10 protein-coding genes and 1 pseudogene are annotated in these 12,405 nt (G+C 60.2%); 5 read left to right on the top strand and 6 right to left on the bottom strand.

The window, feature by feature from the left end:
* Window positions 1–21: 21 nt before the first annotated feature.
* Window positions 22–531, bottom strand: a complete 510-nt coding sequence (locus tag W5W_RS0102800) for an RrF2 family transcriptional regulator (RefSeq protein WP_017194256.1) — start codon at window positions 529–531, stop codon at window positions 22–24.
* A gap of 45 nt (window positions 532–576) precedes the next feature.
* Here W5W_RS0102800 and W5W_RS0102805 point away from each other — a divergent pair, with 45 nt between their 5' ends.
* Entirely contained in the window at window positions 577–1,971 is a 1,395-nt protein-coding gene (locus W5W_RS0102805; RefSeq protein WP_008733909.1) for an MFS transporter, read from the top strand.
* Between the two features lie 578 nt (window positions 1,972–2,549).
* Here the strand turns inward: W5W_RS0102805 and W5W_RS16890 are convergent.
* Complete coding sequence (locus W5W_RS16890) at window positions 2,550–2,933, bottom strand: transposase (RefSeq protein ID WP_390882523.1); 384 nt, start codon at window positions 2,931–2,933, stop codon at window positions 2,550–2,552.
* Window positions 2,934–2,940: 7 nt separating this feature from the next.
* Window positions 2,941–3,150, bottom strand: a pseudogene (locus W5W_RS16895) (hypothetical protein); the annotation flags it as partial.
* A gap of 426 nt (window positions 3,151–3,576) precedes the next feature.
* Here W5W_RS16895 and W5W_RS0102810 point away from each other — a divergent pair.
* The 3 genes from W5W_RS0102810 (at window position 3,577) to W5W_RS0102820 (ending at window position 6,796) form a co-directional block, all read left to right on the top strand.
* The gene (locus tag W5W_RS0102810; RefSeq protein ID WP_017194258.1) at window positions 3,577–3,921 is read left to right on the top strand and encodes a hypothetical protein; all 345 of its coding nucleotides are present in this window, start codon (window positions 3,577–3,579) and stop codon (window positions 3,919–3,921) included.
* Window positions 3,921–5,948, top strand: a complete 2,028-nt coding sequence (locus W5W_RS0102815; RefSeq protein ID WP_017194259.1) for a DUF6571 family protein — start codon at window positions 3,921–3,923, stop codon at window positions 5,946–5,948. Before W5W_RS0102810 ends, W5W_RS0102815 begins: the two co-directional genes overlap by 1 nt.
* Window positions 5,949–6,058: 110 nt before the next feature.
* On the top strand, window positions 6,059–6,796 hold the full coding sequence (locus W5W_RS0102820; RefSeq protein WP_017194260.1) for a hypothetical protein: 738 nt from the start codon (window positions 6,059–6,061) through the stop codon (window positions 6,794–6,796).
* A 107-nt stretch (window positions 6,797–6,903) separates the two neighbouring features.
* Here the strand turns inward: W5W_RS0102820 and purB are convergent, their stop codons facing one another.
* A complete protein-coding gene (gene purB, locus W5W_RS0102825) occupies window positions 6,904–8,349 on the bottom strand; it encodes an adenylosuccinate lyase (protein WP_017194261.1) in 1,446 nt (481 codons plus the stop codon).
* Window positions 8,350–9,578: 1,229 nt separating this feature from the next.
* Window positions 9,579–9,989 (bottom strand): hypothetical protein, encoded by a 411-nt coding sequence (locus tag W5W_RS15970; protein ID WP_154650225.1) that lies wholly within the window; start codon window positions 9,987–9,989, stop codon window positions 9,579–9,581.
* Between the two features lie 772 nt (window positions 9,990–10,761).
* Here W5W_RS15970 and W5W_RS15975 point away from each other — a divergent pair.
* Window positions 10,762–10,983 carry a hypothetical protein gene (locus tag W5W_RS15975; RefSeq protein WP_154650226.1) on the top strand — a complete coding sequence of 74 codons (222 nt, stop codon included), beginning with the start codon at window positions 10,762–10,764 and terminating at the stop codon, window positions 10,981–10,983.
* Window positions 10,984–10,996: 13 nt separating this feature from the next.
* Here W5W_RS15975 and W5W_RS15500 read toward each other — a convergent pair whose 3' ends face one another.
* On the bottom strand, window positions 10,997–12,337 hold the full coding sequence (locus W5W_RS15500) for a C2 family cysteine protease (protein ID WP_238533296.1): 1,341 nt from the start codon (window positions 12,335–12,337) through the stop codon (window positions 10,997–10,999).
* Between the last annotated feature and the right edge of the window lie 68 nt (window positions 12,338–12,405).

The following is a 12,405-nucleotide window of genomic DNA, read 5'->3' on the forward strand; positions in this document are numbered from 1 at the left end:
GGGGTGGGCGCGTCGGTTTCTCTACCTTCTGGGTTTTCCGGTTTCTCTGTTCGCACCTGATGCGGCGTCGGAGAGGATGGTCGAGGTGCGGTGCTTGAGCGTGGAGGGAAGGACTGAGACCAGGTCGGCGATCGTCTTCTTCGCGAGTTCGGATCGCCAGGCCGCATCGGCGGAATCCACGAGCGTGTGAATGATGCACCTACGCCGGCATTCCTCAGGTGTGGCGGCACCGAGGCCGTGACGACGAATGTCCTGACAGGTGAACGCGGGCGCCGTGCCCTCAATGGCCTCGAAGACGTCCAGAGCAGTGATTTTCTCCGCTGGAGCGGCCAAGCGGTACCCGCCTTTGGGGCCCGTGGTGGCCACCAGTACGCCCGCGGCGACCAGACGACGAAGGTACTTGGCCAGGTACGGCTCGGGCAGGTCGTAGAACTCGGCGATCGTCCGCCGTGAGGTCCACGCGCCCTCGGGGGCCTGCGCCAGCAGGACCGCCGTATGCATGGCCCACTCCACTCCCGTCGAGACGCGCATGGACGTCAGTGTCGCATACTTTCAACGCTTTGCTATTGTGGATACATGACATCCACAATACGACATCAGGGCATGATCCTGGCGATACTGCTCGTCGCTGCGTTCATGGGGCAGTTCGACTTCTTCGTCGTGAACGTCGCGGCTCCGGCTGTCCAGGAGGCGCTGGGGGCGAGCGAGGCCGGACTCGAGCTCATCGTGGGCGGCTACGCCTTCGCGTATGCCAGCGGACTCATCGCGGGTGGTCGCCTCGGCGATATGTACGGGCATCGGCGGATGTACCTGTGGGGAATCATGCTCTTCGCGGCGACGTCTCTGCTGTGCGGGGTGAGTGCATCCGCCGGATTCCTGATATTCGCGCGAATAATGCAGGGTTTTGCTGCTGCGGTCATGATTCCGCAGGTGCTGGCGTCCATCAATGTTGTTCTGCCGGGCGAACGACGCGGGTGGGCCATGGCCTGGTACGGCGTCGCCACCGGTGTCGGGTCGATTGCGGGCCAGATTCTGGGGGGATGGTTTATTCACGCCGATCTCATGGGGCTGGGTTGGCGCGTTATCTTTCTCATCAATGTGCCCATTGCTGTGCTCACGTTCGTGGCGACGCTTCTCATCATTCCTGGCAGTCGGCGTCCGGAGGCGCCCACGATCGATGCGCCGGGAGCTGTCGGCATCTCCGTGTCGCTGGCTGCCATGCTTCTGCCCTTCGTCCTCGGGCGTCAGAATGGGTGGCCCGTGTGGATGTGGGGCGGTCCGGTTGTCGGCGTCATCCTTTTATTGATCGTCATTCGTATGGAGAATCGACGTGCGGCGCGCGGTGGTGATCCCGTGCTCGATACGAGGGTCATCGTTATTCCCTCATTGGCGCGCGGCCTGATCGCATCCGTACTATTCATGACTTTCTTCGCCAGTTTCATGTTCAGGCTGACTATTCTTCTGCAGCAGGGCGAGCATATCGAGCCTCTGTATGCCGGATTGGTATTCGCGCCGTCGGGCGTCACGTTTGCACTCAGTTCCCTGCTCATGCGGGGATGGGTTGCTCAGAATCGAGAACGAGCTGTTCGGACTGGCGCGTGCGTGACCATGATCGGCCTGCTCATCGCCGTCCTGGGTCTGACTGTTGAGGCTCTGCCCACAGTGCCCCTGATCGTGGCGGCGGTGTGTGCGACTGGATTCGGGAACGGGCTGGTTCTGCCCACTCTCATCGGGCTCGCGCTCTGCGATGTTCCGTTGGCGAAATCCGGCGTCGCCAGCGGGACGATGACCGCTTCTCAGCAGTTCGCGGCGTCGGCGGGGGTCGCGCTTCTGGGGACGCTTTATTTCGCGTGCTCCGCCTCGACTGGGCACGAGCATGCGATGGCATGGACTCTGGTCGTTGACATCGTTCTGCTGATCGCCGTCATTCTTGTTGCCGGGTTGCCGAGGCGTTCAGCGATAGAGGGATGACTCTCGATTCCCGGTTCCCGCTCCGTCGGTCTCATTCGAAAATGTCGACCTCGTCTACCCTGACGGGGGTGGGGTGGCGCATGGGGCGCGTGCGCGAGGGAGACGGCGGGGAGCGGCGGAACCGGTGTACTCCGCGTCAGCCCTCCAGGTGGTCCACCAGCTGGAAGGTCGAGCGCGCCCGCGCCCCCGAAAAGGGAGCGGTTCCTCGGGAAAATGGCCTCGTCCCGGGTGGGGTGCACCATCTGGCAGATCTCCTCGTTGCTCAGTGTGGCGCCCACTGACTCCGTCCAGCATTGTCCCGGCGCGCTCTGGTTCTACCCACGGAGGAGGCTTATTCATGGGCCTCGTCGTTCCTGGTGGGGTCGGTTGGCGGGGCTTGTCTGGGCGGATGTGTCCAAAACGGAGGAGATTAAGGCCTCGGTGGCCTGGGGTCTCTCCAAGGAACCATGCGATGGCCTGGTGCTTTCGGTATCGCGCTGCATGATGCCCGGGTTAATCTCCTCCGTTTCGGACACCTGGCGCGGTCAATGCGCCGTACTGACACCAGAACAGAACTGTTGAACAAGACGCCCCCGGACTCAACCAGCCCCGGGCTCGATCAGTCGCATGTCCCGCCCTCGACTCTCGAGAACCGCCCAACGCCTCCCCACAAAACGGACACAACCCGCGGAAACATGAGGGAGCTTATGAATAAGCCTCGAGATGATCCCATGAGCCTTGAGGTACTGCGCGAAGGTTTCGGAAGTGCATTGGCGGCCCCGATCCGAATGAAACATCGTCTCATCTTCACGTGGAGGACGTTTATCTGCTGCCATATCGATCGTCTCGCAGGGTAGGGATGTGCGCATTTGGTCGGCCATCGCATACCCAACCACTTTCTTGGTGCAGCAATCCAGAACCGTGGCCAGGTAGACGAATCCCTCCCAGGTACGAATGTAAGTAATGTTACCCACCCATTTCACCCCAGGCTCATCGGCCGTGAAATCCCGCTTGTCCAGGTCCGGGCGCGACTCCAGGTCCGCGGCGGGGACTGTGATGCGGACTTTCTCCCGTCACCGGGCGGCTTCCAGGCCCATGGCCCACATGCGGGGGTAGGCCGTGTTCCCGGTAGATGCTGATACCCCGTCGTTGCAGGGCGGCGTGGACCCTTCGGTGCCCGTAGGTGCCGTGGGAGTCGTTGAATACCCGCTGTTCTCCGCCGACTGCTCAGTGCTCGTCTCGGCATCCATGGATTCCGGGTGGTCTTTTCTACATTTCTTGACCTAAACCCCCGCACCGTCTGCGGCACCAGGTCGTAGGACTTCGCGACCTCCGCGATACTACAGTCCTTCACAGGCCACCTCGCGGACTATTTGCGCTTTGAAATCACTGTTGAGCCTCCGTGCTGCCATGAGCCGATCCCCGCCTCATTTCTCGAAAGGCGGATCTTTTCCACCACTGTCCGAGAAACGCTGAGACTTCAGTCCTTTTGAAGGTTCGTGGGTGTGCTGGGGCGTCGGAAGGTCGATTGGTCGGGAGGTTGGAGCGGGTGTGGAGTAGTCTGTACGGGGGTCGTGTTGGGCGGTCTCTGGCGTGGTCAGGTCTCCCGGTGTCGAGGTGTGGAGCATGGTGGATAAGCCGAATCAGTACAAGCAGGCGCTGAGCGCGGTGGGTAGTGCCTTCGGCTCTCACGAGGAGCCTTTCGAGACCAGTGGGTATGCCACGCTCGGGGAGGGGTTCGCTACGTCCATCTCGGGGTCGGCGTGGACGTCGTCTCAGGCTGATACGTATGCGACTGATGTGGCCGGGATCGTCGACTCGGTGCATGCGCTGTGGAAGAGCGCCAAGGAGCATGTGGCCCAGGATGTTGCTGCGGAGAGCGACATGGTCGACGATGAGGGGGAGGAGTCCTGGAAAGCGCGGTTCCTTGACTCCGCTGCGGGCGCGCCCGAGGCGGGGGTGCTCCCCTGATGACGTACATCTACTTGAACTACGACGAGATGAAGATGGTGGTGGCTTCCCTGCTCGCTTTCGCCAATGGGGCCGAGGATGCCAAGTCAGGGGTTGAGGCGAATAACACGGTCAATGGTTCGGCCGCGGACTTGAGTGCGATGTCCACGCTTCCGGACAAGTCCCAGGAGCTGAGGGATAAGGCCGCTGAGATCGATGCTCGGGTTGAGCTGGCTAAGACGCAGAACGAGAACGGCATCACCTCCAAGGCGTCGGACGGGACGATCGCTTACAAGTTGCCCGATGGGGTGGAGGACACGGTCGCCAACGTCCAGGGAGCTAAGAGCGCCACCCAGGACGCCATTGACCTCAAGAAGGCCCTGGAGAACCAGGATGCGGCCGCCGCCGAAGAGGTTAGGAGCCGTATCGAGGAGCACCAGGATGATCAGGCCTATGCCACGTCCTTCATCGACACGATCGGTATGGAGAGCTTCCTGGAACTCGGCATTAACGCCCAATCAATATACAAGCACCCGGAACAAAGTGGCGTTATGGTGTCGAATTCCAATAAGGATGCGGAGTCATTTAATGACACTATTTATACATTGGGGCACGTGCTTGCGGCTGCGTCGCAGCCTAACCCGGAGACGCACAAGGAGAACCATTACGAATCCGATATCTATGATGTTGTGGTGGCCAAGGGTAATAACGGCCTGGCTTCAGTTGTGACAGCCTTGATGTCGGTACCCGACACCGTTTATGGGACCGAGTTCACTTCTCGTCTTGCCGAACAGATGGAAACCGAAAAAAATTACGGTGACGGTATCCTTGGTCCTAAATATGGGACCTATCTGGACGGGTATTCTTTGGATCCGTTGACCGGCCCTCTTTTTGCTATGGGTAATAATCCGGAGGCGGCGGATCGTTATTTCACGCCGAACAATACGGGGACGAATCCTGCTCTTGAGATTCTGGATACTGATGGTGATGGCGAGGCCGACGGCACCAAGGAGGTGTTCGACCCCTATGATCCTTCGAAGCCTTTCACAACCATCGATGGGCGGACCATCACTCCGCAGGAGAGAATGAAGAAGCTTCTTGATCGGAAATGGGACAGAAGAGGCGAGGAGGCCTTGACGGCGGCGTTTGCGGGGGAGTCTGCTAACAAGACCTCTGACAACCCCAACCTTGATTACCGGGCGTCCTGGGCCAGTGGTGAGGGGCTGACGTACTTCGGAAAGCAGGATTACTCCGGCTCCTCGGACCAGACGAAGAGGAACCTTGGCGTGTTCACCGGAAACTACGCTGCGGACCTTGTGGGGATCGGGGATAATTACAACGGGAATAATACCACAGCTGGAGCAGATACGCGCTACGACTACAAAACCGAGAATGGCAACGAGTGGCATTCGGCTAAGGAGCGTGAGGGCTCCCTCAAGAGCATCATTGAAGACATCTCCGATAATGATGACGCGATCTCCGCCACCGGCCAGGGCATCATGAAGTACACGGAGAAGGCGGCTGACGCGGAGGCGAAGCACGACTCCGCACGGGAGAAGGATGGCGGCATCAAGGGTGGGCAGAGCGGAATGTACGAAGCATACATGAGCGGCAAATCTGCCACGAAATGGGTCGATGATGTGGCTGATCAGGCGAACAAGGACAGCGACAGTGACGGCAAAAAGGAGAGAGCCGCCCTGGGTGCCTCATTGAGCGCGCTCGGACTCGTGCCCCACCCAGCTGCAAAAGCGGTGTCGACCGTTGGTTCGGCGGGCCTGACCCTGGCCAACGCCTACCCGAACGATAAGACGACTGAAACAGGGGTGAGTTCCTCTGATTACAATGCGAGTATCGTGAGGGTCGGGGTGCGGAACGGCCTCGTGGACACCAGTGAGTTGCCGACTGACCAATCATGGTACAACCCGAGCACGGGGGAAGTGACAATCAGCAACTCCGAACAACGCGAGCAGTTCGACCGCTGGTGGGCCGAGCGCGGCGACGACATTGGCCTCTCAGATGACCTCCGCAACTTCAGCAAACCGCAGTAGCGTGATGGGACATAAGAGAATCCCGCAGTCGGAGCCTGTGGTGCAACCGATCGGCGATGATCCCAGTTCAGCCCCCTTGAGCCGCCTCGACGAAAGAAGCCGGTGATCGCATGCCGCTATCGCGCCGCTCCAACGGGGAGCACGTGAATCCGCCCCGCACTGGCGCCGACCAGGATCGCGGTGATGAGCCGACCACTTACACCCGGCAGCATCTGCTGGTGGTGGGCGCGACTATTCTCATTGTGCTGGCGGTAGCCGCCGTAGTCATCCGTCCCACATGGCACCCATGGGAGAAGGAGACACCGCCGACCTCCCTGTGCGACGGGGTTTACGCCACCTCCGAGATCAACCGCCTCGCCCACATGCAAACGGTAGGCTATTCTGTGTCAGGATCTTACTTGTGCCATATCGAGACCGACAAAGGGGCGCAAGATGATTCGGGGCGGCGAATATTCGATATTAGAATCTGGCCATCGAGTAGTTTCGATACCGGTTCCGCTGTCGAATGGGACAGGGATACTCTGGCGTCGGACACGAGCGGCGATGTCAAGCGTTTCGACGTCCCGGACCTGGAGGGCGAGTTCTACACCTGGGACTACCGTGCCGAGAACACCGCCTACGGGATCTGGGCTACAGACCGGTTCTTCCTGGTCGTCGCCTTCTACAATCCGGACCAGCAGCCCGACGGCCCGGCCACCACCGAGCAGGCCCTGGAGCTCATGCCCGACCTCCTGTCCTACATCGCCCACCAGGCCGACCAGCACGGTGTCCTCCCCAGCACCACACCCACAACCGAACCACCACCCATCGATCCCACCACACAACCCGCAACAGAACCCACCTCCTGAAGCAAACCGCCTCAATTGGACCGATTCCTCAGGAATGACCAACGTGCGCGTCATTCCCAAGATCGGTCCAGTTGAGGGAGGGGGCGGCGGAGCCGGCGCCCTCCGCGTCAGCCCTCCAAGTGATCCACCAGCTGGGTGGCCAGTCCCGTGTAGGTGGCGGGGGTGAGCGCCAGGAGGCGCGCCTCGACGTCGTCGGGCATGCCCAGGGAGCGGATAAAGTCGCGCATGGCCTCGCGCGTGACCCGCTTACCGCGGGTGAGCTCCTTGAGGCGCTCGTAGGGGTCGGCCATGCCGGTGGCGCCGGCCACCGATGCGGCCCGCATCGCCTGCTGGACCGGCTCGCCGAGCACCTCCCAGGTGGCGTCGAGGTCCTCCTCCAAACGCTCCCGATCGACGTCGAGCCCCGCCAGGCCGCGCCGGATGTTGTCGATGGCCAGCAGCGAGTGCCCCAGGGCCACGCCGATGTTGCGCTGGGTGGTGGAGTCGGTCAGGTCTCGCTGGAGGCGGGAGGTCACCAGGGTGGCGGCCAGCGTGTCCAGCAGGGAGCAGGAGATCTCCAGGTTCGCCTCGCCGTTCTCGAAGCGGATCGGGTTGACCTTGTGCGGCATGGTGGAGGAGCCGGTGGAGCCCTGTGCCGAGAGCCGCTGGTGGAAGTAGCCCAACGAGATGTAGGTCCACGCGTCGGTGGCCAGGTTGTGGGCGATCCGGTTGAAGCGGGCGACGTCGGAGTACAGCTCGGCCTGCCAGTCGTGGGACTCGATCTGCGTGGTCAGCGGGTTCCAGACCAGGCCCAGGTGCTCCACGAAGGCGCGCGCCACCGCCTGCCAGTCCGCGCCGGGCACGGAGACGACGTGCGCCCCGAAGGTGCCGGTGGCCCCGTTGATCTTGCCCAGGTACTCGGTGGCCTCCACGCGGCGCACCTGGCGGCTCAGGCGGCGGGCGAGCACGGCCAGCTCCTTGCCGAGCGTCGTGGGGGTGGCGGCCTGGCCGTGCGTGCGCGAGAGCATGGCGGCGTCGGCGTGCTCGTGGGCCATGGCCGTCAAGTCCGCCACGAGCCCGCGGGCGGCGGGCAGCCACACCTGCTCGATGGCGGCGCGGATGGTCAGGGCGTAGGAGAGGTTGTTGATGTCCTCCGAGGTGCAGAAGATGTGGACGATCTCGCCCACACCCGGCAGCACCGTGGGGCCGCCGTCGGCACCGACGACGCCGGGGGCCCGGGCCGCCTCGGCCAGGCGCCGCTTGAGCAGGTACTCCACGGCCTTGACGTCGTGGCGGGTCTCGGCCTCGATGGCCGCCAGCTCGGCGATCTGCTCGGCCCCGAAGTCCTCGACGACGCCGCGCAGGTAGGCCTTCTCGGAGTCGCTGAGCGCGGGGGCGCCGGGCAGGGCGCGGGCGTCGGTGAGGTGGATGAGCCACTCGACCTCCACCTGCAGGCGCGCCCGGTTGAGCGCGGCCTCGGAGAGGTGGTTGACCAGGGGGGCGGCGACTGCCCGGTAGCGCCCGTCCAGGGGGCCCAGGGCGATGGCGGGGGATGCGGTGGAGAGATCGACCATGCGGCTCATTGTGGCAGGCCGGGGGCCGTGTCGGCGGCGCGCACGGCGGCGAGCGCCTCTCGCACCTCGGCGGGATCGTCTGTCAGAAAGGCCTCATCAAGCGGTTGCTCGCGCAGGCGAAAGAGCAGGGCGTGGGCCTGGTTGGTCCAGGCGGACTGCTGAACCAGTCCACGAGGAGCGCGCTGGAGACTGCCTTGAAGAAATTTTCCCGGGGCGAATCAGCATAGTCTGGGAAAGCATCGCCGTACGGCAATTTATCGAACGTGATGAGAGCAAGGTCCCGGTGTTTCTCGAACAGCGGCAAAAATAAGCATCGTGTGTAGGTGTCAGGCATCTCAGTCTTGTCGCCCGCTCGCGCGATATGACCGCGGCTCCGGGGCGCCAGTGGGCATCACCTATTTCCATAGGGCCACGCCGGGGTCGAGAACAAGATTGAATTCCTGACTTCTTCCTCCTCCTGGTTCGGGTTCCCCAAGCTCAATAATGGGAGGAGGGACGGCTTTTATCCATATGACGGTTCCAAAGCCATCGAAATGGACACTTTCCCCCAGGCGAAGATCCACGGCCTGTGTGGGGCCGCCGCGCGGGTGCCATTTCGCCGTGATAACCCACTCATGATTCACCGACCGCAAATCTCGTGCACGAAAAGACCCGCCGTCTATCGTCCAAGGCGTCGGAAGATTACCTTGTATGAAGACGGTCTCCCCTGTTCAATCCCAGGCGGCAGGGCTGCCGAGCGCTTCAACGGGTGCGTCCACCACACCCGCCCCATCACAGCAACCGCACCAGACAACACAAAAACCAGAACAACAACCACAACCGCCCGGCCGAACCTCCCCATACGCCCAACCCAATCACAAACCCACGACCTCACCGCCACCATCACCACCAGAACTCGGAAAATCGCCATTCGTAATTTCAACAACGACCGGCTTATCGTCCTCAACGGCCTGGCCGATCTCGTCCCACTCACCATCTGCATACTTGCGATAGTCCCACCACCGCCACCTCAAGGCTCCCGAACCACCACCCATCCTATTATCATCGTCGATGACTCCGTTTTGTTCGTGTCCACTTTTGCTTCTATGACACCTTCGCCAATTTGTTCGAAGTCTTCCCCGCCGGTCCCGGCACCCGCGGGCTTCCCGTCTTCAGTGGTTTCTTCGATTTCATTTCATTTTTCATTTCTTCATCTCCTAAGAACTTACCGTAAGCGCGCTCATATATGCTTAAAAACTCGATGGCCCTTCCAGGCTGTCTGTATGATAGCCATCCACTTTAACTTCGATTGGAATTCCATGAATATATAAGGTGATTATGAAATCGTGATCCTTATTGCTCCACCCAACTTGATCACGCAAACGCTGCCTGCCTTTTTCGGTATTGGAGTACGCCTGTAGTGTGGCCAGTAGGAAGCAATCGCCTATACCTTGCTGATCAACAGCAGCCCAGTCCTCGCCGCTCTCATCTTGTCTTTTGATTCGCTCAATGTCGTCTGGATTTAGCTTGCTGGTTTTAAGATCGCCACCCCCGGAACCGCTCGTCTGCGATCCCGATTTATCCCCTGACTTCTGCCCGCCAGCGCCGGCACCCAGTGCCGTTGAATCGCTGATACCAGCACCGCCGCCTCCCAAACTCAACCGGTGGGACAAGATTTGGTACAGGTTTGGTCGGTCCGCGACAGGTGATGCGGTGGAACAGAACCTTGTATGGGGAGAGGGTCTCGCCTTGCTCAGTTCCAGGGCAGGGCCATCGAGTGCGTCAACAAGGGGCCATAGCATACTGCCTTGATACTGCCGGACACACGCCCTAGACACTCATCAGGCGCTCGGAGAATCCCCTGCTCTCAGCAGTGGAACCCGCTACTCGAAAGCAAGTGATGGCGAGACGATGGGCCCGTGCACAATAAATCGCAGCATGATACGCTAGCAATGCGAGTTTCGATTTCATATGATCTGTGTGGTAGTCCCATAGCGCATATTCAGAAGGAGTGCTGCTGAGGGCCAGAACCCCGCGTAGCGCATGAAGACACGCGCGAGCGCTCATGGACCTGGTTGAGGTGGTCTGGGACTGTTCATGGAGGATGACGGAGGACGTCAGATGCAGGATCGAGAACCTCAGAAAAACCTGCGGTCACCGGACAGCGGAAGCAAGAAGCTGGCGGGTACTTCCCGACGAAGCGATAGTAAGCGCCTCATTATCGGCACTAGCGTATTCGTGATTGTATCAATGGTTATCGCAGGCGCCATGACAGGCTACCTGTGGTGGATTCGTCCCTGGACACGATCCGCGCCCCTGCCCCCAGGAGTAGAACAAGCGGAGACCGTGAAAATCGGGAACACGATCCAGCCGCTATACACTAATCAAGGCAGATTAGAATGGGATTCCCTGCGAGTTGAGAACCATGAATGGGTGGCTACCGTCAACTGGAGGCAAGACAACGTAGGAAACAATCCTATCGACTTCCATCTAGGACAAACACACCACATTCAAGGACTTGGCACCATCACCCTCATCGAAATTGATCCAGCATACGTCGGCATAGAAAAATGGGCGGGAGCCCAAAAAGGCGGCGGCCCTCGAGCTTTCTTTAATGTACAATTGGACTCAGAGGTCGAAAGAATATATTACTAGGCGCCGAAGTTGTCTAGGGAATATTTCCAATATCGGTGGAAGTGAACCATCTACCATAATCACTTCGCGACACACGAATCAGGCCCCCACCGCCAGGATTCCCTTCACCATCATTGTGCGCCCAAGGATTATATAGCGTCACATAATTGTCGTCGACGGTAACTACTGTGTACACATGATCTTTGACGACTCGATAGTTTCCCGAAGAGTCCTGCGAATTGATAGCGCCGTCGCCGTTGGTGTCAGCTGTACCGTGAACCACGCCCCCTTCGTCGGTGCTTGCTGTAACAACCTTGTTATTGTCTTCAGATGCTTGCTCGATGTCTGACCATTCTGAATCTTCATACTTGTGATCTTCAGTGCGCCCAAGCCACAGGAATCCCGAAGGCTCGCTAGTATTTATCGTTTCCACCGGAGCTTTAGAAATGTCATGCATAACATTTCCGCTATAGCCGCCTTTATCTAGATTATGATCGCTGATATAGATTCCGTAGGCTCTTTCGTATATACTCATGAGAGTTGGCGGATTATCTTTGCCTTGTGCGCCATCCGTATAGTAATCATCCACCTCGATGGGGACAGGCATACCATCATAATAAAATGTAACAACAAAGACCTGTTTATCTTTATTCCATTGGATCTGATCACGCAAACGCTGCCTGCCTTTCTCGGTAGTGGAGTACGCCTGTAGTGTGGCCAGTAGGAAGCAATCGCCTATACCTTGCTGATCAACAGCAGCCCAGTCCTCGCCGTTCTCATCTTGTCTTTTGATTCGCTCAATGTCGTCTGGATTTAGCTTGCTGGTTTTAAGATCGCCACCCCCGGAACCGCTCGTCTGCGATCCCGATTTATCCCCTGACTTCTGCCCGCCAGCGCCGGCACCCGGTGCCGTGCCGGTGTTTAGTATGGCAGCGGTTCGGGCGGCTGCCATGTCGACCTCGGCCTGTAGGTTTGCCCAGGCTCCCGCGATTGCGGACAGCGCTCCTACCGCGGCACCGGCCCCAAGCGGATTAGCCATGGCCTCCAGAAGCACCCTGCCCGCCTGCTCACGTAATGCTGCCGCCGCATGAATCGCTGATTCCAGCACCGCCGCATAGTCATCCAAAACCCCCGCACCATGAGACAGGTGGCCCACGCCCTGTTCCAGCCCAGACTCAAGACTGCTGGCCGTGCCAGCAAAAGCTACGGCCGCCTCGCCCTGCCATGACGGCACCCCACCGCGCGCACCACTACTAAGACCAACTGCCTCACCAAGCCGGCCCGCACCCGACCGCCACGACTGGGCCACCGACCGCACCCCACCCGGATCACCCTCAATCCGACCAACCACCACACCACCAAGCCCACCAGCCATCACCGTCACCGCAACCCCTCCCAACCAGACCCCGCAACACCCGCAGCCGCGCCCACGGCCGCGCCCGC

The organism is Actinomyces massiliensis 4401292, assembly GCF_000269805.1.
Taxonomy (GTDB): Bacteria; Actinomycetota; Actinomycetes; order Actinomycetales; family Actinomycetaceae; genus Actinomyces; species Actinomyces massiliensis.

Bases quoted from the DNA above. Each gene is read 5' to 3' on its own strand.
- purB (WP_017194261.1), bottom strand. From the start codon at position 8,349: ATGGTCGATCTCTCCACCGCATCCCCCGCCATCGCCCTGGGCCCCCTG.
- W5W_RS15500 (WP_238533296.1), bottom strand. From the start codon at position 12,337: ATGGCTGGTGGGCTTGGTGGTGTGGTGGTTGGTCGGATTGAGGGTGAT.
- W5W_RS0102805 (WP_008733909.1), top strand. From the start codon at position 577: ATGACATCCACAATACGACATCAGGGCATGATCCTGGCGATACTGCTC.
- W5W_RS0102815 (WP_017194259.1), top strand. From the start codon at position 3,921: ATGACGTACATCTACTTGAACTACGACGAGATGAAGATGGTGGTGGCT.
- W5W_RS0102810 (WP_017194258.1), top strand. From the start codon at position 3,577: ATGGTGGATAAGCCGAATCAGTACAAGCAGGCGCTGAGCGCGGTGGGT.
- W5W_RS0102820 (WP_017194260.1), top strand. From the start codon at position 6,059: ATGCCGCTATCGCGCCGCTCCAACGGGGAGCACGTGAATCCGCCCCGC.
- W5W_RS0102800 (WP_017194256.1), bottom strand. From the start codon at position 531: ATGCGCGTCTCGACGGGAGTGGAGTGGGCCATGCATACGGCGGTCCTG.